Genomic DNA, 21,783 nt, shown 5'->3' with positions numbered 1-21,783 from the left:
AGTGATGTTATCAGGGAGCGGTTGTTCAGGCAACTGCTCCCGAAATAACGAAAAGTAACAAATGAGCACACAAAGTTTTACCTATACCGGAACGTTTGAACTGGAATCCGGCCAGAAGCTACAGGGACTTGAGATCGGCTTTAATACCTATGGAAACCTCAATAAAAACCGGGATAATGTAGTGTGGGTATGCCATGCCCTCACTGCAAATTCCGATGTTTTTGACTGGTGGAAAGGCCTTTTCGGCCCCAATGACCACTTTAATCCCAAGGATCATTTTATTGTTTGTGCCAATGTTTTGGGATCGCCTTATGGCACTGTTAGTCCGTTAAGTATTAACCCCGCTACAGGGCAGCCTTATTACCTGGCATTCCCGGAGTTTACCATTAGGGATATTGTTAAGGCGCATAAGATACTTGCAGACCATTTGGAAATTGAGCATATCGAAATACTATTGGGCGGATCATTAGGCGGCCAGCAGGCTATCGAGTGGAGCATTATTGAGCCCGAACGTATTAAAAACCTGATACTGATAGCGACCAATGCACTCCACTCACCCTGGGGTATTGCGTTTAACGAGTCGCAACGCCTGGCCATTACTGCCGATCGTACCTTTTACGCCGGATCGCCTGACGGCGGCAGTAAGGGGTTAAAGGCCGCGCGAAGCATTGCGCTCCTATCCTACCGCAGCTATAAAACCTATGCTATCACTCAACAGGAAGATAGCGATACCATTACCGATAATTTTAAAGCGTCAACCTATCAGAACTATCAGGGGCAAAAGCTGGTGAACCGCTTTAATGCTTACAGCTACTGGTACCTGTCAAAAGCGATGGATTCGCATAATGTTGGCCGTGGCAGGCATGGCATAGATAAAGCGCTTAGCCTGATCAAGGCACGCACGCTGGTTATCGGTATCAAATCTGACGTGTTGTTCCCTATAGAGGAACAGCAGTACCTGTTCAGGCATATTCCGAAGTCGGCCTTTGCCGAACTTGATTCGTTTTACGGGCACGATGGCTTTTTAATTGAAACAGAAGACCTTACAAATATCATCACATCGTTTTTTAAAACAGATGTAAAAGGAAAAATTATTGAACTACAAAAAATCGCTTAATGAGTAAGAAATTAAATATAGGCCTGTTCGGATTTGGAGTTGTAGGCCAGGGATTATACGATATCATCAAAACCAAGAACCTTAACCTCGAGATTGTCAAGATCGCGATAAAAAATCCCGAAAAGGAACGGTCGCTGCCGAAAGAATTGTTCACAACAAACAGGGACGAGATATTAAACAATCCCGAGATCAATACGGTGGTTGAATTGATAAACGATACCGAAGCCGCGTTCGAGATCGTATCGCGGGCCTTAAGCTCTGGTAAAAATGTGGTATCGGCCAGCAAAAAAATGATCGCCACGTACCTTGACGAACTGATAGCGTTACAGCACCAGTATGGCACTTCGCTGCTTTACGAAGGCGCGGTTTGCGGCAGTATCCCTATCATCCGCAACCTGGAGGAATATTACGATAACGAGTTGCTGCATTCCATTAGCGGTATATTTAACGGGTCATCCAATTATATCCTTTCAAAAGGTTATTTAGAGAACCTTGACTATAATACTGCCCTTAAACAGGCCCAAGACCTTGGCTTTGCCGAAACCGACCCTACTATGGATGTTGGCGGGTACGATGCCAAGTATAAACTTATTATTGCCGCGGCTCATGCTTACGGCGTGGTGATAGACCCGGTACAGGTGCTTAACATCGGTATACAAAACCTTGCGCCAAACGATCTGCAATACGCACGGGAGAAAAAGCTGAAAATAAAGCTGGTACCTGTTGCCAAAGAACTCGACGACAGGCATGTAACCCTGTTTGTAATGCCAAAATTTGTAAACGAAACGGAATTTTTATACAACGTAGAATATGAATATAACGGTGTAACCGTACAAGCAGCTTTTGCCGATCAGCAGTTCTTTTTTGGTAAAGGTGCGGGCGGCCATCCTACCGGCTCGGCCGTATTATCGGATATCGCGGCCTTACGATATAATTACCAATACGAATATAAAAAGGCCAAAGCCGACAACTACCTGCAGTTTACCAATAACGTAGAGGTAAATATTTACCTGCGTTACGAGGACGAAGCGCTTGTAGAAGCGCTGGAGTTTGAACACATTCACGAGCGCTTTTACTCGGGCAGCTATAAGTTCGTAATTGGTAAAATAAACCTGCAAAAACTAATTGACAACCAGCAGCTGATAGCGGATAGTAAGGCATTTGTTGCTTTTGCCGATCAATTAACAGGCGTTAGCCTGGCCGCCGAAAAAAGGTACGAAGCTGTAATTTAATTATATACCCCTGCCTTTAGAAAGAGCGTACAATCAAGTGCGCTCTTTTTTTGTTTGCGTTGGCTTGTTTTGGATATAACCGCCTTTACGTATTATTGCAACCTGTAGCCACTTGTATGCAAAAACTAAAAAATATTCTATTCAACAAAACCTTTATCCTGTCGCTTTGGTTCGGACTCAGCTTTTTCGCGGTAGCAAAAGATATTGTTATGCACCCCTCAAACAAATTAACCACGCATAACAATTACATCATTTACAAGCACAACTTTTTAAACCTTATAAACCAGCACACGCTGTTTGGCCCCGAGCCGCAGTACTATTTCGACCTTAACCACTACGGGCCGGTGTTTGGTTTGGTAATTGCGCCGTTTGCAGTTTTACCTAACCAGGCTGGTGTAATACTCTGGGTGATGTTCCTGGCCTTTATATTGTATTATGCCATAATGCAATTACCCCTTAACAACTCGCAAAAGTTTGTGATTTTGCTGCTTAATGTTAACAGTATTATGGGTTCATCGGGTAATGTGCAGGTAAATCCGCTGATTACGGCGCTGGTAATATTCAGCTTTATTTTTATCAGGAAAAAGCAGGATTTCTGGGCCGCGCTCATGATCATTTTAGGTACCGCTATAAAGTTATACGGCATTGTAGGGCTGGCGTTCTTCTTCTTTTCGGACAACAAAGCGAAATTTATTTTAAGCCTGGCGTTTTGGTCGGTAGTGTTATTTGCATTGCCCATGCTCGTATCGTCTCCGGCTTATATTATCCAAACCTATCGCGACTGGTATCCTGATCTGCTGGCAAAAAACGCAGCAAATCTTACTTCTACCAGGGGTAACGTAAGTGTTATGGGTATGATAACTAAAATATTCCTGGTGAAAAACCTGTCGAACTTGTTGATATTGGTGCCGGCCATACTGGTTTTCGTAGCATCAATGTTGCGTATAAAATACTGGCGAAACCTTAATTACCAATTATTATTGCTGGCTTCGGTATTGATATTTACCATCATATTCAGCACCAGTAGCGAGCCGCCAACCTACGTAATCGCCTTTATCGGGGTAAGTATATGGTATGTGATCTTAGACAGGCCAATTACAGGTTACGAACGGTTCCTGATGATATTCGCCCTGGTGCTTACCAACTTTTCGCCTTCAGATCTTTTCCCGCGATATCTGCGAGTAAACTACGTGATACCCTATGCCCTGATAGCCCTTCCGTGCTTATTAATATGGTTTAAGATCGTATACGAAATGCTCACCCGTGATTTCAGCAAAAAAGCGGGCGTTTTAAAGATTGACAACTTAGAGAACAAAGCATAAAACAAAAGGCTTCCGGTTAGGGAAGCCTTTGCTTTTGTAGAAACTCACAAATTAAATTAACTATATATTCCTGTAACTATAAACTCCTGTTAGTGTCCCAATTTTCAAGGTAATGGGCTACCCTGCTTACAAATTGTCCGCCTAAGGCACCATCCACTACGCGATGGTCGTAAGAAAGCGACAGGAACATCATATGCCTGATGGCTATCGCATCACCTTTTGGCGTTTCTATAACGGCCGGTTTCTTTTTAATTGCCCCAACCGCCAATATGGCTACCTGAGGCTGGTTAATAATAGGCGTGCCCATTACATTGCCAAACGAGCCTACGTTGGTAATGGTGAACGTACCGTCCCTTACATCGTCGGGCTGCAGTTTGTTGTTACGGGCACGGTTAGCTAAATCATTAACAGTCTTCGTAATACCAATAAGGCTCAACTCGTCCGCCTTTTTAATAACCGGTACAATCAGGTTTCCGCTTGGCAAAGCAGTAGCCATGCTAATGTTAATATCCTTTTTCCTGATGATCTGGGTTCCGTTCACCGATATGTTTATCAGCGGAAAATCTTTAATAGCTTTTACAACCGCCTCTATAAATATAGGTGTAAAGGTAATTTTCTCGCCCTCGCGTTTCTCGAACGCGTTTTTAATTCTCTCGCGCCAGTTCACCAATTCGGTCACATCGGCTTCCACAAAAGAAGTTACATGCGGCGACGTGTGCTTACTGTAAACCATATGCTCGGCAATCAGCTTACGCATGCGGTCCATTTCAATAATTTCATGCCCGCCCGAAACAGATGTAGCGGCAGGTTGTGGCGCCGCCTTTGGCATTTCGGCAGCCGGTTGGGCTGTTTGTTGCCCAGGTTCAAACTGTGGAGCCTTGGAAGCAGGTGAAGGTGCTGGCTGCGGTGCGGTATAAGCCGTTGCCGGTTGTTCCGTTGGTTTTGCAACTCCAGGCTGTTGCGCTGTAGCAAAACCTTGTGGTGCCGCCGCTTTGGAGCCGCGTTTCTGGATATACTCCAGCAGGTCGTCCTTGGTTAAACGGCCCTCGGCGCCGGTACCCGGTATCTGGTCAAGCTCGTTATTACCAATACCTTCCTGGCTGGCGATATTTTTAACCAATGGCGAGTAAAATCGGTTCTCGTATTTAACGCCGTCAATAGGTGGGCTTTCTCTCTCTTCAATTTGATTGATGCCCGGTATATCGGCAACAGGTGCGGCTTGTTCGGCAGGCTGAGGGCTTGTCTGGGCCACAAATTGTGGTGCTTGTTCTGTTACAGATTGTGGTGCAGGTGTTGGTTCGGAAGTGGCCTGCGGTTCGTTACTGCCGCCCGCCTCATCGGTTTCTATAACGGCAATTACCGATCCTACCTGTACTACTTCATCTTCTTTACAAAGCTGTTCAATTAATTTTCCGGAAACCGGCGAAGGAACTTCAGAATCGACCTTGTCAGTCGCAATTTCTATAACTGCCTCATCTGCTTCAATATAATCACCTGGTTTTTTATTCCATTTAATTATGGTTGCTTCCGCAACACTCTCACCCATCTTTGGCAGTAATAATTGGTATTTGGCCATACGCAAAACTATAGTTCGTTGGTCAAAATTATACAATTACTGTGTCACATTTATGTTTCTTTTAGTAAAGTAATCAACATAAAAAAGGCAGCCATGGCACTCCTTTCGATGTTTTGGGGGCGTTTATTACCAAATGTGAATTTCTTTACAACCGTTCTATTTGTATTTGCCACCGCAATCCATACGGTGCCCACGGGTTTCTCTGCTGTGCCCCCGCCGGGGCCGGCTATCCCGGTAATGGCCACAGCGTAGTCCGACTTAAATTGCTGTAGCGCGCCTGCAACCATCTCTGTTACGGTTTCGCGGCTAACAGCTCCAAACTGATACAAGGTTTCGTTTTTAACACCTAAAATATTTTCCTTCAGATCGTTAGAATAGGTTACCGCACTACCCAGAAAAACCTGCGACGAACCCGCATGCTGCGTGATCAGGTGCGAAAGATACCCACCGGTACAACTTTCGGCCGCCGATAATGTCAGGTGGTTATCGGTCATATAATTTAGTACAACCTTTTCAAGCGGGATATCCTCAAGCGCTACCACATTAGGGCCCACCCTTTCGACAATACGGGCGGCAAATTCTTCTAACTGATCTGAAAGCGAAGCGCCGCCATTGCTGTAAGCGCTTAGCCTTAAACGCACCTGGCCCATTTTTGGTAAATAAGCAAGCTTGATGTTGCCGGGCAGGTCGTTCTCAATATCGGCTATCTTTTCGGCAAGGAACGATTCACCTTCGCCTGCGGTCAATATAGTTTTATGGATAATAACCGGGAGGTTCAGCAGCTGTTTCAATTTTGGTATTACCGCATCCTCCATCATGTACATCATTTCAAACGGCACCCCGGGCATCGAAACGTATAGCTTGCTATCCACATTAAACCACATTCCGGGCGCAGTGCCATTGCTGTTCAAAATTATCTCGCAGTTTTCCGGAACTTCTGCCTGTTTACGGTTCACTTCAAGCAGCGGCCTGTTATAACGCTTAAATATCTGCTGCACATTATTTAAAGCTTCAGTATTTAGCACAAGCTTTACGTTAAAATATTCCGCAAGTGTTTGTTTGGTAATATCATCTTTGGTTGGGCCCAGGCCGCCCGTTATAAAAATGATATCGGCCCGATTGGCCGCTTCGGCCAGTGCGTTAAGGATATGCTCCCGGTCGTCAGATACCGACGATATCTGTTTCACTCTTATCCCTTCGGCGTTAAGCTTCTGCGCCATCCAGGCAGAGTTAGTATCTACTATCTGCCCTATTAAAATTTCGTCACCAATAGTTATAATTTCTGCCAGCATATCAATACTACTAATAAAAGCCTGCGTTGTTTGTGTAATCGCTGCGTTTGCTCAATTTCAGATCCTGCAATATCGAAGCCTTGACCTTTAATGTAACATTGTAGGATTTATAAAAACCAAATGGCAGCCACTGGATTGAGAGGTCCCAGCAATGCAGGTCGCGATATATGGCAAACGATGTAGCATCAGATAGCTTACCCAGTTTAAGGTCGTAGTTGGTGTTGTATTGTATCTTCCACTTATCGGTCAGGCTTACATCCCCGCTTAGCATTATGGTATTGCTGGATGATGTGTTGATAATGTTGTTATTGTAATTAAAGCTGTAGTTTAACGATATATTCCAAGGGATATTAAAATCGATATATGCCCCTGGGTCGCTGTTTATCATGGCAAGCCTTTGGGCCTGGTTGGGGTCCATAGTTTGCAGGGTGTTGCCCACCGGCACCGTAGCTTTTGGATGGAAGGTTGCCGGGTTTAAGCTGCCGCTTGCCGAAAAACTAAACGATTGAAGCAGCGGAAATTTGCCTTGCTGCCAGCTAAAGCGGTTAACGCGCCTGATATAGTTTTGTAGCCGGCCGTTGGTAATAGAGTCGCGCACCTGGGTGTAGTATGGGTCAAATGAACCGCTGAAATTGATGTTTACCTTTTCATTTAATACAGAGGTATGCCCCGAAAAATTGATGTTTGATAGTTTTAAAGAGTCGGCGGCGAAATTATAAAAGGTAGAAAAAGTTAAGCCCTGCAAAATAGGGATCTTACGGGCCACACCCGATGTGTCTGTGCTTTTGGGCCTAACTTTTGCCTCGATGGTATTATCGAGCGAAAAGCCTATACCGGCCTGTTTACCTGGCGACGGGCCACCATAAACCGACTGCTCGAAAATTGAGTATCGCTGCGCGTAATAAGGATAAGGAACCGTTGCCGCGCTTACCGCCGTGCGATAATAGCCATAGCTGGGGTCGCCAAAGTCGGGGCGGTAATTAAAACTGATAGACGGCGTTGATACGTGCCTGATGGCTGTTATATTTCCCTTTTTAAACGGTATGGTACCATATAATTTTGTAGAAAAGCCTGCATTAAAGCTGTACTCGCCTGCACGGGCAAAGCCTGCAACGGTATCAATTATCGCGTCTCTCGATCCCCGGTCAAATTTTTTACGAATGCTTTGCAGATACCACCGCTCGGTGTAATTTACACCGGTATTAAATTGAAAGTACTTTAACACGGTAGCGTTAAAGGCAACAGGTATCTGGTGCTGCAAACCGCTTTGCAGCCGCTTAGAAAGTGTATTCGATTTAAATAGTTCCGCCTCGGGTATGTTATTGAGTTTATTTGTACCTACCAGGCTGTAACCAACAGTTATACGCTGATACCATTTTTGTTCGCCCACCCGGTCTTTTGAGTCAAACGGACTTAAGGTAGACATGTTGAAGCTAAAGGTAGGCAGCTCAAGCGTTACTGTTTTTTGGGTAAGGTCCTGGCTGTGGCCCAAACTTACGTTAAGGTTAAACGGTGTACCTACCCAGGTCCTGCCATACGATATACTTGATCGTAAGTTATTTTGAGTGAGTCGTGACAGATCGTAATTGTTCTGGCCCGGGCTGTTGCGGTAAAAGCTTGATGTACCCGCGTTTACCGATGCGCTGAATGTTGTACCAGGATTTGCGTTAGGGTCCTGTGAGTGTGTCCAGGCCACGTTAAAATCTTTTACGGCAGGGTCACCGGCCAGGCCATAGTTGTGCGAGCCGTAGCTTAAGGTTAGGTTACCGCCGTACTTATAACGTTTTAAATAACGCGAATTAGCGCTTAACTCGTACGATCCTTTTGAATATAAGCTGGACATGAAGGTAACATCGATATTATCGTTAATACCAACGTAATAACCCAGGTTACGCAGGTAAAAGCCGAGTTTTTGATCCTCGCCGAAGGTTGGCAATATCACCCCCGAGGTACGTGAGTCGGGCTTTGGAAAAAAACCAAACGGTATGCCAAGTGGCAAAGGCACGCCCGCAATCTCTAAATAAGCAGGCCCGGATATGATGCGGTTTTTTTGGCCTATGCCCTTCGTAATTACGATACCGAAGTGCGTATCGGGATAAGGAAGGTCGCAGGTGCTGAATATCACATTGCGGTAAGCCACCTCATTCTCGTTTATCCTTTTGGCCAACCCGCCCGATATATAGTTACCTTCCTGCTCAGATGCAGGGTTCCATATTTTAACTTTTTTGGTAGTGTAGTTAAACACCAACGAATCGGACGCAACGGGTTTTTCCTGCCCCGATTTGGTTAAGGGGCGACCAATATAACGCCTTGTTTTAGGGTCGATGGCGCCGCGGGCAAATATCTCATGTTTGTTCTCGTCAACACGTATATACTCGGCATCCAACTCAAAATCTTCATAGGTTACCCGCGCCTTACCGTACAGATACTTCATCTTATGATCGTTATCAACAAACGACGAATCTTCGGCTGTAGCCTTTACAACAGATTTAAGGCCGCCGGCCGTTGGCGTGGTATCTTGCCTGGTGTTAAGTACTGAAGTAGGATTTGGAGCGTTAAAGCTTTGGGCTTTGTTTTTGTTGGCGTTTACTTTTTGCGGAGAGGTAACTTTAAGCAGTTTCTTGTCCCTAACAGAATCAAGTTTTATAATAGTATCTTTAACAGTTAGGTAATGATAGCCTTTTTTTGCAGAGGCCATTACGTTAACCATTAGTATAAATGCAAGTAGAAAAAAAAGCCTAACTAATTTCAAAATTGATTATGAATAGTATTTTTGCAGGTACAGTTAACAGCGTTCAAACATAATGAAAAATAAAATATTGAACAGATTGAAAAGAGCGATTTGTGGCGTTGGTGCAATAATAGTTTGCTTTTCATTGTTTTCGTTTACATCAGTAGATCATCCAAAAAACGACACGCTTGTAAATAATAGTTTTAAGCTGCGCACCATTATTATCGACGCCGGGCATGGTGTAAAACCCGACAACGCCCCCCCTGGCCATTATTCCCGCGGCGCCAGCGGCTCATTTTCGTCTGAAAGAAATGTAACGCTTGCTATTGCACTAAAATTGCAAAAGGCTATTGAAAAAGATCTGGACGGGGTAAATGCCGTTTTGACACGTACAACCGAGGACGATGTATCATTTGAAAGGCGGGCGCAGATAGCAAACGAGAATAAGGGGAACCTGTTCATCTCAATACATTGCAATTCGTTGGCAGACAAGGTAGTACGCCAGCGTGTTGGTACCCGGCGCGGCAGGGCGGTTTACAAATCCGTTCGTGTGCCAGATCGGTCCGGGAAAGGCGCCTTAATGCTGGTTTACGGCTTGCACCGCTCGCGCGAAGAACAAAATGCCATCAAGAACAATAAAATAGAAGATGACTCGGACCTGAACGGCGATGGATTAGACCCTAACGACCCGGTGGTTATTATCCTTACCGACGCTTATATGCGCAAATTTCGGAAACAAAGTGTAAAAATCGCAAACTTAATCAGCACAGAGTTTGTTGACACTGACGGCAGGCGCAGCGAAGGCCTAAGAGAACAAGGGATATATGTACTGTGCCATGCCGCTATGCCATCAGTACTGGTGGAGACCGGTTACATTAATAACCCCGACGACGAAGAGTACCTAAATTCGGAAGCCGGGCAAAATGAAATCGTAAATTCAATAGTACGGGCTATAAAAACTTATAAAACAGACGTTGAACAATTAGCGCAATAATTACGCTTATGCCCTTCATCCACACTACTATCTATGAAAATATCTAACGAAACCAAGATCGGAGCCCTTACTGCCGTAGCATTAACCGTTTTAATATTAGGATACAGCTTTTTAAAAGGTAACGATGTTTTTTCGGGATCTAATAAATTTTATGCCGTTTACCGCAGCGTTGAGGGCTTAACCGTATCAAAACCTGTTTTGGTAAATGGCTTTCAAATCGGGCGGGTATCAAAAATGGAACTTCATGCTGATGGCCGCACTACCGTTGAGTTTAAGGTAGACGATAAATATGACATACCCGATAACACCCTGGCCAAACTGCAAAGCACCGACCTTTTGGGCGGCAAGGCTATAGTTTTTGAGCTGGGCAACAGTAACAAGTATGCCGAAGACCGCGATACTCTGCGGGCGGATATACAGGGCAGCCTGGCCGAAAGCCTGCAGCCTATTCAAAAAAAAGCTGAAGTGCTTATTTCAAAGGTAGATTCTGCCTTAGGCGCGATTAATAAAATAATGAACCCCACCTTCCAGAAAAACGTGGACAGGAGCTTTGCCAGCATTGCCAACTCATTACAAACTTTAGAAGGTACAACCAAAAAGATAGATGCCATTGTAGGTGCGCAAACCAGCCACATCAACGGCATTATGGCTAACGCGGAAGCAGCCTCAGGTAATTTGAAGAACAGCAGCGCGCATTTAACCGGTATATCAAACAATTTTGAACGGTTTAGTACCGATCTGGCTAGCTCAAACATTAAGGGTACGTTAGACAATGCCAATAAGGCTGTTGCCGATCTGCAGGCAACTATGGCCAAAATAAACAGCACACAGGGTTCGCTTGGCCTGTTGATGAACGATACCAAAATGTACGATAACCTTAACTCGGCATCAAGCAATTTAAATAACTTGTTTATTGATATCAAAGCACACCCAAGCCGTTATGTGCACTTCTCGGTATTTGGCAAAAAGGGAGATTGAGGGTTGAAATTAACACTAAATTCTAATTTCTAAATCCTAAATAAAATCTTAGCTGTAAAGCACTTAATACTCGAAATTAGTTAAAGCTAATCCTATTATCCTGTTTTAATACTTATTAAACTGAAGCCTGCTTTAGGATTTAGAAATTAGAGTATAGAATTTCATCAAGCTATTCGCTAATTACAAACGTCTTCCCTTCAACGGCAAGTTCTGTGTTGGGGAAAACGCTTTGGACTTCTTCTAACAACTCATTCAAGGTTTTGTAACGTGCCGAAAAATGGCCGATGATCAACTTTTCGGCTTTTACTTTTATAGCCGCTTCGCCGGCCTGTAACGCGGTGGTGTGGTGCGTTTGGTTAGCCCGGTCAAGCATATCGTTTAAAAAGGTGGCCTCGTGGTAAAGCAGTGTAACCGGCGTTATATACGCCAGGTACTTGTCGCTGTAAAGGGTATCTGATATATAGGCGTATGATTTTGGTTCGGGCGGTTCCATCGTGAGGGTATTGTTCTGGTAAACCGTACCATCAGGCGACTGGTAGTCATTACCTTTTTTTAGCGCTGCATAATATGGTATCGGTATTTGCAGTTCTTCTACCCGCTCTTTTATCAGTTTTTTTAACCGTTTTTTTTGTCTGAATAAAAAACCCGTACAGGGTATGCGGTGGTCAAGCGGTATGGTCTCTACAAAAATGTCCTGATTTTCTAAGATCACCCCTTTTGTGGCCGCGTCTGTAAAAACAAACTCAACCGGATAGTTCAAAGTAGTTTCAGAATATTTTAGTTGAAGGTCTATTATTTCCTTTAAAGGCGGCGGGCAAAATATTTTCAGGGCCTTTTTGCGGCCGTTAAGGTGCATTGACGATAGCAGGCCTACCAGCCCCAGGTAATGGTCGCCGTGCAGGTGACTGATAAAAATATAATCGATACGGCTGGCTTTAACATCAAACCTCAGCATTTGCTGCTGAGTGCCCTCAGCGCAGTCAACCAGATAAAGTTTCTCGTTTATATTGAGTACCTGCGCTGTGGGGTTCCTGTTAAAAATAGGAGTTGCAGAGCTGCTGCCCAGTATTGTAACTTCAAATTTCATACCGGGGGATTATAACAGATTATTATCTAACTTCTTTCTTTAATTCCCTTTCAATTTCTTCCATAAAAATCAGGTCGATACCTTCTTCGCATGTCGGAACAATAGAAAGTACATTATCCAGCTGTGATATGGTAACTAAACGCGAAACAGCGTCGTTCAATCCGCATAAAATAAACGTACCGGCTGCATTTTTACATAAGCGATGCCCCACCAATAAACTGCTTAAGCCCGATGAATCAGCAAACTTCACTTGCGAAAGGTCGAGGATAATATTACGCTGCCCTTCGGTATTGATCAGTATCAATTCTGATTTTAGCTGGGGGGTAACCAGTGAGTTTAACTTTGATTCGTTAAGCTTTATCAGAATATATTTCTCGTGCTTGTCAACCGTAAATTTCATTTTGTTGTAATTAAAAAGCTAAGATATAATTAATTTGTGTTTAAATAAAGCACTATAAAGCGGCTAAAGCTTCCTTTATGGCGTTTTCCACACGATCTAATACGTTTGTTTGTTCCGGTTTAACAAAGGTTTCGCCCGTAATTTGCTCATACAGTTCAATATACCTTTCAGAAATCGATCGTACAATTTCTTCTGTCATCTCCGGAACCTTTTGGCCATCCTTGCCCTGAAAACCGTTTTCGATAAGCCATTTTCTAACAAACTCTTTCGAGAGTTGTTTTTGCGGCTCGCCAGTTTGCTGACGTTGCGCGTACCCTTCGCTGTAAAAGTACCTGGACGAATCGGGCGTATGTATCTCGTCTATCAGGTAAATAGTGTCGCCTGCCTTGCCAAATTCGTATTTGGTATCAACCAGTATTAGACCTTGTTTGGCGGCAATTTCGGTACCGCGCTCAAATAGCCGGCGGGTGTAATTTTCCAGTTGTATATAGTCGGCTTCGCTCACAATGCCTTTAGCCAGTATTTCCTCACGGGATATATCCTCATCATGCCCTACCGATGCTTTGGTAGTTGGGGTAATGATGGGCTCAGGCAGTATATCGTTTTCTTTTAGACCTTCTGGCAGGGAAACACCGCAAACCTGGCGTTTTCCCAGCGCATACTCACGCGCCGCGTGTCCGGCCAGGTAGCCGCGTATCACCATCTCTACCTTAAACGGTTCGCAGATACGGCCAATGGTAACACTCGGGTCTGGCACACTGATAACCCAGTTTGGTAGAATATCGGCTGTGGCCTGTAAAAACTTTGCCGCTATCTGGTTAAGCACCTGTCCCTTGTAAGGGATGGCCTCGGGCAGTACCACATCAAAGGCTGATATGCGGTCGGTAACCACCATGGCCAGGTATTTATTATCTATGGTATATACATCCCTAACCTTACCCTTGTAATAGTTGGTTTGCCTTTCAAAATTAAAATGTGTTTCCTTTATTGCGTCCATGTTTATAGTAGCAAGTAGTTAGTATCAAGTAGCAAGTATTTGTTTTTAGCTAATTCAAATTACAAAATGCGAAGCATCGTGATACTTGATATTAACTACTTGATACCAAAACTTATTGAATGTCCCCGTAAGCTTCTAAAATGCGTTTTACCAGTTTGTGGCGCACTACGTCTTCGCCGCTTAGGTAAACAATATCTATACCTTTTATATCAGTTAATATGCGCAGCGCGGTGTATAAACCCGATTGCTGTTTCTTTGGCAGATCTATCTGCGTAACATCCCCGGTAACAATAAACTTAGCCGATGGACCCATACGCGTCAGGAACATCTTCAGCTGCATATCCGTAGCGTTCTGCGCCTCATCCAATATCACAAAGCAATTATCAAGCGTGCGGCCGCGCATAAACGCCAGCGGGGCTATCTCAATGGTGCGGTTTTCCAGGTAAAGCTTTAGCTTTTCTGCGGGTATCATATCATCCAGCGCATCATATAAAGGGCGCAAATACGGGTCTATCTTTTCTTTCAGGTCGCCCGGTAAAAAGCCCAGGTTCTCCCCTGCCTCCACCGCAGGGCGGGTAAGTATAATACGTTTTATCTCCTTGTTTTTTAGCGCCCTTACGGCCAGTGCAACAGCAGTGTAGGTTTTACCGGTACCGGCCGGCCCAATAGCAAAAAGTATATCGCTTTTAGCCAGGCTATCAACCATGCGGCGCTGGTTTGGCGTACGCGCCTTAACCATAATGCCGTTAGGACCAAATACCAATACCTCGCCGCTGGCAAATTTATCGGCGGTGCTTTCACCATCAGCCGCGGTTAACGACGATGCCCTGGCGCCTAAAATGCGCTCTACATCAATTGCGGTTAAGCTCTCAAATTTTTCTACATGCTGCACCAGCAGGTCGAACTTTTCGCGAAAGGTGCTTAACTCGTGTTCGTCGCCCAAAACTTTTACTTCGCTGCCTCGTGCAACTATTTTAAGCTTAGGGAATTGCTTTTTTATGATCTCGAAATGATCGTTATTCGGTCCCCATAAAACTGCGGGGTTTATTTGCTCAATTGATAACTTTAGCTCGTTCAATAGGAATTGATTTTTGTCAGTTTGCGAATTTTTATGAATTAAAAATTGAATATTTGCACCTTTAAATGCTTTACAAGATTAGCAATAAATATTTACAAAATTAATGGCAATTATAACTTTAACTACTGATCTGGGCGATAAAGATATTTATCAGGCTGCCCTTAAAGGTAGTATTTATAAATTGCTGCCAACAGTAAATATTGTTGATATTACTAACAATGTTGCGGCCTTTAATGTGCAGCAGGCAGCCTTTATCTTGAAGAACAGTTTCTACTATTTCCCGGATGATACCGTTCACCTGATAGGCATTGATACTGTGTACAATACGCAAACCCGGTACCTGGCCATCAGGTATAAAAACCACTATTTTGTAGGTGCTGATAATGGTATATTTTCGCTGATGTTTGACCAGGAGCCGGAAGAGATTGTGGAAATAAATATTATGCAGGACCTCAAATTCCTGCACTTCCCGCTGGCAGATATTTTTGTAAAAGCAGCCTGCCACCTGGCCAACGGCGGTACGCTTAACCAGATAGGCCTGCCGGTAACCAGCGTTGAAAATAAAATGAACCTGCACCCCGTTATAGAAAAGAACCTGATCAAAGGCGCGGTAATTTATATCGATGCATTCCAGAACGTGATAACCAACATCACCAAGGAGTTTTTTAACCGTGTGCAGCAGGGCCGCCGGTTTGTATTATACTTTAAACGCAACGAAACCATAAACCAGCTTAGCTGGCATTATAACGAAGTACCCGAAGGCGAAAAGCTTTGTTTGTTCGGGATCAGCGATCACCTGGAGATTGCCATCAACAAAGGCAATGCCAGCGGACTTTTAGGCCTAAACCTTGGCGATAGTGTAATTATTGATTTTCAGTAAACCCAGGGGGACAATGAAACATTTATTTCTTTTAATGTTTATCGTGCTTTTTGGCGCGGGCGCCTTTGCGCAGGTAAAAACAGACTCGGTAGCTTATGGCAGGCAGCGCGCTAAAATAAATGCTATGCTTGCCGCGCGCAGGTTAAAGTTTGGCCAGTATGACACCAGCCTTACCAAACGCAGCGGCATATTTCATATGCAAACCAAGAACGACATCAGGCGGAGCAACCAGATACTGATGGATATTGTTGACACCGACGATGAGATATTTATTGAGTTGAAAAAGCTCTTTGACTATCGTACCAATCAGCTTAACTACACTGCTTTTCAAAAGAAACAAATAGAAAACACCGCACGGGAGGTTGAAAAGGAACGCATTGCCTATATGAAAACCATTAACAGCTTTCGTGCGCAAAACGAGGCGTTGAAAGCGCAGACGGCCAAACAAAATGAAGATTACCAGAGCAGGCAGAAACTTTATATTATTGCCATGGCAATGTTAATTGTGTCGGTCATCGTTTTACTGATCTTAAAAAGAAAACGTAGTAATTGATAAGCTGACATCTCATTTCCTTCTAAAGACGCAATACTTTGCGCCTCTGCGCATGCAATGTTACGCAGTTTTATCCAACACGTAAAGGATTGCGTTTCTACGTACAAAAAATTACACATCCTAACGTCAATTTTACAACTCAACATTAAATAAAAGCATTTAACCCTTAGTTTTGTGAGTTGATAATATAAAACCATAGATGGCACGAGGACGGTTAAACAGCAGCAGTAAAGCGGAAGCAGAATTACCAAAAGCAAAATTGAACGCAGCGAGCCTAAGAAAGGTAGGTAAACTATTAAGTTACATCAAACCATATAAAGTAAAGTTCATAGGTGGATTGCTGTTCCTTGTTGTTTCAAGTTTAGTGGGTTTGGCCTTTCCCGGCTTTTTTGGTGCGCTTATCGACGCTTCGCAGGGTACCAAGCGTTATAGCTTTGTACCTGCCGACCTAAAGACGATCGGCGAAGCTGCAGTTGTCGTGTTGTTTCTTCAAGGATTTGTTTCGTATTTCCGGATTACCTGGTTTGTACAGGTCGCAGAAAAGTCATTAGCCGCTATTCGTCGCGATACTTATTTCAGGCTTATTACCCTTCCTATGAATTTTTTTGCCAATCGTCGGGTTGGTGAACTAAACAGCAGAATAAGCGCTGACCTATCGCAGATTCAGGAAACGTTAACAACAACGTTCGCCGAGGTGATAAGGCAACTAATAATATTGGTAGGTGGTATAAGTTTATTAATTATAATTTCCTGGAAGCTTACAATCGCTTTATTAGTTGTGCTCCCAGTATTAATAGTTGTTGCTATCGTATTTGGAAAATTTATTCGAAGCATATCGCGCGAAGCACAGGATCAATTGGCAGAATCTAATACAATAGTGGAAGAAACGCTGCAAGGTATTGCAAATGTTAAGGCATTTGTAAACGAAGCTTTTGAAGCCGGAAGATATGACAAGACATTGCAACGCGTAGTATCCATTGCGGTTAGAGGCGCTAAGTATAGGGGACTATTCGGTGCTTTTATTGTGTTTTGTCTTTTTGGCACCGTGTTTTGTGAGATATGGTATGGATCGTACCTTGTTTCTATTCACGATAAGGGGATGACATTTGGTCAACTTACTAATTTCATAGTTTACGCAGCGTTTATTAGCGCTGCAATGGGTAGCCTACCAGATTTATACGCCAATATTCAAAAAGCGGTTGGCGCCAGCGAGCGGGTGTTAGAGATACTGGACGAAAAGGGCGAAAATGTTTCTATTAACGCAAGCGAGAATGTTATAAAACAAAAGCTACACGGTAACCTGGCTTTCAACAATGTAGTGTTTGCGTACCCTTCCCGTTCAGAACTGACGGTTTTGAATGATGTTTCATTTACAGCAAATGCAGGGCAGCGCGTGGCTATTGTAGGACCAAGCGGTTCGGGTAAGTCTACTATGGCGGCGTTGATATTACAATTTTATCATCCGCAAAGCGGAAGTATATATTTTGACGGGTTGGACGCGGATGAGTATGCCCTTACCGATATCCGTAACCAGGTGGCTATTGTTCCGCAGGATGTATTGCTGTTTGGCGGTACCATCTTAGAGAACATTGCTTATGGCAAACTTGATGCAAGTAAGGACGAAATTATCGAGGCAGCCAAAAAAGCCAACGCCGACCAATTTATCACCTCGTTCCCCGAAGGATATGATACCATTGTTGGTGAGCGGGGTGTTAAACTTTCGGGCGGTCAGCGCCAGCGTATCGCTATTGCCCGTGCCCTACTTAAAAACCCGGCGATACTCATATTGGATGAAGCTACCTCATCGCTCGATTCGGAATCAGAACGTTTGGTCCAGGATGCGCTGGAGGTGCTGATGAAAGGCCGCACATCGATCATTATCGCTCACCGTTTATCAACCATCCGCGAAGCAGATAAAATTATCGTGTTGGAAAAAGGTAACATCATCGAGACCGGCAACCACCAGGAACTGATAGCCAACGAACAGGGCTTATACCGGTATTTAAGCCAGCTGCAGTTCGAAACCGCGCAGGGATAAAACCTGTTTGGGAAGATACATTTTAAGTTATTGCCTGATGATTAAGGTCGCTTTAATTGCGCAATGGCAGCGCGTTGGTCGGCCGCCGAAAACACAGAATTGCCTGCAACTAAAACATTGGCACCCGCTTCTATCAGTTTAGCAATGTTTTGACTGCCCACACCACCATCTACCTCTATGTAAATATTGGGGTTGGTGTTTGCGCTCATGGCTTTAACCTCGGCTACTTTTGTATAAGTGTGCTCGATAAACTTTTGTCCGCCAAAACCGGGGTTCACAGACATTACCAGCACCAGATCTAAATCGGCAATGATATCTTTAAGCATACCGGTTGGCGTAGCAGGGTTTATGGCTACCCCCGCCCTGCAGCCCAATTGTTTAATAGCCTGTACTGTGCGGTGCAAATGCGTACAGGCCTCGTAATGTACGGTAATGCTGTCTGCGCCGGCTTCAGCAAAATCTTTCAGGTAGCGATCAGGGTCAACAATCATCAGGTGTACATCAAGCGGCTTGCTGGCGTGCTGTTTAGTGGCCTTTACAACCGGGAAACCAAAAGAAATATTCGGCACAAACATGCCGTCCATAATATCCACATGAAACCAGTCGGCCTCGCTGTTATTGATCATTTCAACATCGCGCTGCAGGTTTGCAAAATCGGCAGATAAAATAGATGGGGCTATCAGATGGTTCATGGATGTAAATATAATAAGATTGCTTGTAAAGGTAATAGTTATTGAAAGGTTTGAGATATAAAGCTTCGTATCTTTCGCTACACTTTGTGCTGTAAATTTTGGTGGTATTGTCCAATTTGCGGGAAGCCGTTTGTTATTGGATTATAAACAAAAAATCAAAACTTAAGATAATGAATGAGTATGCATTAATTATGAGGCACCAGGACGGTACCAAAGTAGCATCGCCTGAGCAAATGCAGGTTTGGATGAAACAAACCATGGATTGGATAGGCAGTATAGCGGCACAAAACAAATTTGTAAGCGGTACGGGCCTACCGTTTGACGACGCCAGAGTGGTTGACCACAACAAGCTGATAACAAACGGCCCATTTGGGGATATCAAGGAAACCATTGGCGGTTTTATAGTGGTAAGGGCCGAATCGGCGGATGAGGCTGCTGAATTTGCAAAGGGTTGCCCGGTTTTACAGGGCGAAGGCAATACGGTTGAAGTAAGAAAGATAGCTAAAAACGATAACGTACACTAAAAAAACTGAATATTATGAAAGATTTTCTGCTAATATATCGTGCCGATTACAGCCTTTTGGCTACCATGGCCGATGACGAAAGAACTGCCATGACCCAACGTTATATGGACTGGGTCGGCAACATGGCCGCGAATAATGCACTTGTTGAGCGGGGTAACCGATTAGCCCCTACCGGCCGGGTAGTTAGTAAAGGCGATGTAGTTACAAACGGGCCGTATACCGAAGTAAAGGAATTTATCGGGGGGTATTCGATAATAAGGGTAGCAACTTATGAGGATGCGGTTGCCCTGATGGAAGGCTCGCCGGTGTTTGAGTTGGATGGTAAGATCGAGATCAGGGAAATTAACTATATTTAATAATTAAGGCCCCGCCGGATGGCGGGGCTGTTTCCAAATGCAGCAACAGGAGCTTATACCGCATTTATTCAGAACCGAATTTGGCCGGATAACCGCCGTACTATGCAAATCATTCGGATTTCAGAACATAACCATAGCTGAGGACGTTACGAGCGAAACCTTCCTCACGGCATTAAATATATGGCCGTATAAAGGCATTCCTGACAACCCGCAGGCATGGTTATACACCGTGGCCAAAAATAAAGCGAAAAATATACTTGCCCGCCAGCAGATCTTTAATGAGAAGATAAGCCCGGCTCTACAAACTGAGCAACCCGTACAAGAAGTCATGGAAATAGACCTGACCGACCGGAACATAACGGATAGCCAACTGCAAATGCTTTTTGCAGTGTGCAATCCTTCTATCCCTCCCGAAGGGCAGATTGGCCTTGCCCTGAGGATACTTTGCGGTTTTGGCATTGATGAGATAGCACACGCTTTTTTGACCAATAAAGAAACGATCAATAAAAGACTTTTCCGGGCGAAAGAGAAACTGCGGACAGGTGGTGTTAAAATGGAGTTCCCCGCCAAAAATGAGCTTAGTTCCCGCTTGCAGCCTGTACTTACCACGTTATATCTGTTATTTAATGAGGGCTACTACTCTGAAACCGATAATGAGATCCTTCGGAAAGACCTGTGCGACGAAGCTATGCGGCTTGTTAAAATGCTGATCAATTATCCGCCTACCAATAAACCCGAGGTAAACGCTCTGTTTGCCCTGATGTGTTTCCAGGCATCAAGGTTTAAGGCAAGGATAGATAAAAACGGCGAAGTGATTTTATACGACGACCAGGATGAAAATTTATGGGATAAACAACTGATACAAAACGGTGTGTTATACCTCAACAAAGCGTCTCAGGGCGATAGCTTATCTAAATACCATATCGAGGCCGGTATAGCCTACTGGCACACCATAAAGACCGACACCATTGAAAAATGGGAGAACATTTTGCATTTATATAACCATTTGTTAGCTATTGAGTATTCGCCAATTGCCGCGCTGAACCGCACCTACGCGCTGGCAAAGGTTAACGGCAATGCGATTGCAATTGCTGAGGCTGAGAAACTCGGTCTTGTAAACAACCATTTTTACCATACCTTGCTTGGCGAATTATACAAAGGCACCGACGCGTTAAAAGCCAAAGATCACCTGCTGCAGGCCCTGCGACTGGCCAAAACCGATAGGGATAGAAAAACCATTTACGCTAAAATCGAAGCGTTGTAGTACTCATATCACCATCTCCGGTATCTCGCCTTCAATGATCAGTTTACCCGCTGTTGCCGCTTTGATCTCGTCGATGGTAACACCGGGCGCGCGCTCCAGTAATTTAAAGCCACCCTCGGGTAATACATCCATCACCGCCAGTTCGGTCACTATTTTTTTAACGCAGTTGATGCCGGTTAGCGGCAAAGTGCAACTCGGCAACAGCTTCGATTCGCCTGCTTTATTTACGTGCTGCATGGCTACAATGATGTTCTCTGCCGATGCCACCAGGTCCATCGCGCCGCCCATACCTTTCACCATTTTGCCCGGGATTTTCCAACTGGCAATGTCGCCGTTTTCTGAAACCTCCATGGCGCCCAGAATCGTCAAGTTTACTTTTTTTGCCCGGATCATCCCAAAGCTCATGGCCGAATCAAACACGGCAGAGCCCGGCAACATGGTGATGGTTTGTTTACCCGCGTTGATGGCATCGGCGTCTTCTTCGCCCTCATAAGGGAACGGGCCCATACCCAGCAACCCGTTTTCGGATTGTAGGATAACGTCCATATCATCGGGTATATAATTGGCTACCAGTGTTGGGATGCCTATCCCCAGGTTTACATAAAACCCGTCCTTTATTTCTTTGGCAATGCGCTTTGCTATTCCTGTTTTATCTAACATATCTTTTTTATT

At 44.3% G+C, this 21,783-nt stretch carries 20 protein-coding genes; 11 read left to right on the top strand and 9 right to left on the bottom strand.

What is annotated here, in order from left to right; genetic code table 11:
- The first annotated feature begins 61 nt into the window (after positions 1 to 61).
- The 3 genes from metX to GWR56_RS16850 all read left to right on the top strand — a co-directional run bounded on the left by metX (position 62) and on the right by GWR56_RS16850 (position 3,671).
- Positions 62 to 1,117 (top strand): homoserine O-acetyltransferase, encoded by a 1,056-nt coding sequence (metX, locus tag GWR56_RS16860; RefSeq protein WP_162432374.1) that lies wholly within the window; start codon positions 62 to 64, stop codon positions 1,115 to 1,117.
- Positions 1,117 to 2,349: a homoserine dehydrogenase gene (locus GWR56_RS16855; RefSeq protein ID WP_162432373.1), complete on the top strand. Its 1,233-nt coding sequence runs from the start codon at positions 1,117 to 1,119 to the stop codon at positions 2,347 to 2,349. Before metX ends, GWR56_RS16855 begins: the two co-directional genes overlap by 1 nt.
- 116 nt (positions 2,350 to 2,465) lie before the next feature.
- Complete coding sequence (locus GWR56_RS16850; RefSeq protein WP_162432372.1) at positions 2,466 to 3,671, top strand: glycosyltransferase family 87 protein; 1,206 nt, start codon at positions 2,466 to 2,468, stop codon at positions 3,669 to 3,671.
- A gap of 76 nt (positions 3,672 to 3,747) precedes the next feature.
- Here the strand turns inward: GWR56_RS16850 and GWR56_RS16845 are convergent, their stop codons facing one another.
- The 3 genes from GWR56_RS16845 to GWR56_RS16835 are packed head-to-tail and all read right to left on the bottom strand — an operon-like array spanning position 3,748 to position 9,237.
- A complete protein-coding gene (locus GWR56_RS16845; protein ID WP_162432371.1) occupies positions 3,748 to 5,247 on the bottom strand; it encodes a dihydrolipoamide acetyltransferase family protein in 1,500 nt (499 codons plus the stop codon).
- A gap of 50 nt (positions 5,248 to 5,297) precedes the next feature.
- A complete protein-coding gene (locus GWR56_RS16840; protein WP_162432370.1) occupies positions 5,298 to 6,539 on the bottom strand; it encodes a competence/damage-inducible protein A in 1,242 nt (413 codons plus the stop codon).
- 10 nt (positions 6,540 to 6,549) lie between these two features.
- Positions 6,550 to 9,237: a putative LPS assembly protein LptD gene (locus GWR56_RS16835; protein WP_162432369.1), complete on the bottom strand. Its 2,688-nt coding sequence runs from the start codon at positions 9,235 to 9,237 to the stop codon at positions 6,550 to 6,552.
- Positions 9,238 to 9,343: 106 nt separating this feature from the next.
- On the opposite strand from GWR56_RS16835, the gene GWR56_RS16830 reads away from it, so the two are divergent.
- Positions 9,344 to 10,264, top strand: a complete 921-nt coding sequence (locus GWR56_RS16830; RefSeq protein ID WP_162432368.1) for an N-acetylmuramoyl-L-alanine amidase — start codon at positions 9,344 to 9,346, stop codon at positions 10,262 to 10,264.
- A gap of 33 nt (positions 10,265 to 10,297) precedes the next feature.
- Positions 10,298 to 11,242, top strand: a complete 945-nt coding sequence (locus GWR56_RS16825) for an MlaD family protein (RefSeq protein ID WP_162432367.1) — start codon at positions 10,298 to 10,300, stop codon at positions 11,240 to 11,242.
- A 169-nt stretch (positions 11,243 to 11,411) separates the two neighbouring features.
- On the opposite strand, the gene GWR56_RS16820 is transcribed toward GWR56_RS16825, so the two are convergent.
- The 4 genes from GWR56_RS16820 to GWR56_RS16805 form a co-directional block, all read right to left on the bottom strand.
- Positions 11,412 to 12,329, bottom strand: a complete 918-nt coding sequence (locus GWR56_RS16820; RefSeq protein WP_162432366.1) for a ribonuclease Z — start codon at positions 12,327 to 12,329, stop codon at positions 11,412 to 11,414.
- A gap of 22 nt (positions 12,330 to 12,351) precedes the next feature.
- The gene (locus tag GWR56_RS16815) at positions 12,352 to 12,729 is read right to left on the bottom strand and encodes an STAS domain-containing protein (protein ID WP_162432365.1); all 378 of its coding nucleotides are present in this window, start codon (positions 12,727 to 12,729) and stop codon (positions 12,352 to 12,354) included.
- Between the two features lie 52 nt (positions 12,730 to 12,781).
- The gene (locus tag GWR56_RS16810) at positions 12,782 to 13,726 is read right to left on the bottom strand and encodes a phosphoribosylaminoimidazolesuccinocarboxamide synthase (protein WP_162432364.1); all 945 of its coding nucleotides are present in this window, start codon (positions 13,724 to 13,726) and stop codon (positions 12,782 to 12,784) included.
- 112 nt (positions 13,727 to 13,838) lie between these two features.
- Positions 13,839 to 14,804 (bottom strand): PhoH family protein, encoded by a 966-nt coding sequence (locus GWR56_RS16805; RefSeq protein WP_162432363.1) that lies wholly within the window; start codon positions 14,802 to 14,804, stop codon positions 13,839 to 13,841.
- 103 nt (positions 14,805 to 14,907) lie between these two features.
- Between GWR56_RS16805 and GWR56_RS16800 the strand changes: the two genes are divergently transcribed.
- The 3 genes from GWR56_RS16800 (at position 14,908) to GWR56_RS16790 (ending at position 18,275) form a co-directional block, all read left to right on the top strand.
- Positions 14,908 to 15,684, top strand: coding sequence for an S-adenosyl-l-methionine hydroxide adenosyltransferase family protein (locus tag GWR56_RS16800; RefSeq protein WP_162432362.1), 777 nt, complete (start codon positions 14,908 to 14,910; stop codon positions 15,682 to 15,684).
- A gap of 13 nt (positions 15,685 to 15,697) precedes the next feature.
- Positions 15,698 to 16,237, top strand: a complete 540-nt coding sequence (locus GWR56_RS16795) for a hypothetical protein (RefSeq protein ID WP_162432361.1) — start codon at positions 15,698 to 15,700, stop codon at positions 16,235 to 16,237.
- A 199-nt stretch (positions 16,238 to 16,436) separates the two neighbouring features.
- Positions 16,437 to 18,275, top strand: a complete 1,839-nt coding sequence (locus tag GWR56_RS16790; RefSeq protein ID WP_162432360.1) for an ABC transporter ATP-binding protein — start codon at positions 16,437 to 16,439, stop codon at positions 18,273 to 18,275.
- Between the two features lie 41 nt (positions 18,276 to 18,316).
- Here GWR56_RS16790 and rpe read toward each other — a convergent pair whose 3' ends face one another.
- Positions 18,317 to 18,967 carry a ribulose-phosphate 3-epimerase gene (rpe, locus tag GWR56_RS16785; RefSeq protein ID WP_162432359.1) on the bottom strand — a complete coding sequence of 217 codons (651 nt, stop codon included), beginning with the start codon at positions 18,965 to 18,967 and terminating at the stop codon, positions 18,317 to 18,319.
- Positions 18,968 to 19,137: 170 nt separating this feature from the next.
- Here rpe and GWR56_RS16780 point away from each other — a divergent pair, with 170 nt between their 5' ends.
- The 3 genes from GWR56_RS16780 to GWR56_RS16770 are packed head-to-tail and all read left to right on the top strand — an operon-like array spanning position 19,138 to position 21,111.
- A complete protein-coding gene (locus GWR56_RS16780; protein ID WP_162432358.1) occupies positions 19,138 to 19,491 on the top strand; it encodes a YciI family protein in 354 nt (117 codons plus the stop codon).
- Between the two features lie 14 nt (positions 19,492 to 19,505).
- Positions 19,506 to 19,847 carry a YciI family protein gene (locus GWR56_RS16775; RefSeq protein WP_162432357.1) on the top strand — a complete coding sequence of 114 codons (342 nt, stop codon included), beginning with the start codon at positions 19,506 to 19,508 and terminating at the stop codon, positions 19,845 to 19,847.
- Positions 19,848 to 19,884: 37 nt separating this feature from the next.
- On the top strand, positions 19,885 to 21,111 hold the full coding sequence (locus tag GWR56_RS16770; RefSeq protein ID WP_162432356.1) for an RNA polymerase sigma factor: 1,227 nt from the start codon (positions 19,885 to 19,887) through the stop codon (positions 21,109 to 21,111).
- 3 nt (positions 21,112 to 21,114) lie between these two features.
- Here GWR56_RS16770 and GWR56_RS16765 read toward each other — a convergent pair whose 3' ends face one another.
- A complete protein-coding gene (locus GWR56_RS16765) occupies positions 21,115 to 21,771 on the bottom strand; it encodes a 3-oxoacid CoA-transferase subunit B (RefSeq protein WP_162432355.1) in 657 nt (218 codons plus the stop codon).
- Positions 21,772 to 21,783 lie beyond the last annotated feature (12 nt).

Source organism: Mucilaginibacter sp. 14171R-50, from assembly GCF_010093045.1.
In the GTDB taxonomy this organism is placed as follows: domain Bacteria; phylum Bacteroidota; class Bacteroidia; order Sphingobacteriales; family Sphingobacteriaceae; genus Mucilaginibacter.
This window is presented reverse-complemented; position numbering and strand designations above follow the sequence as displayed.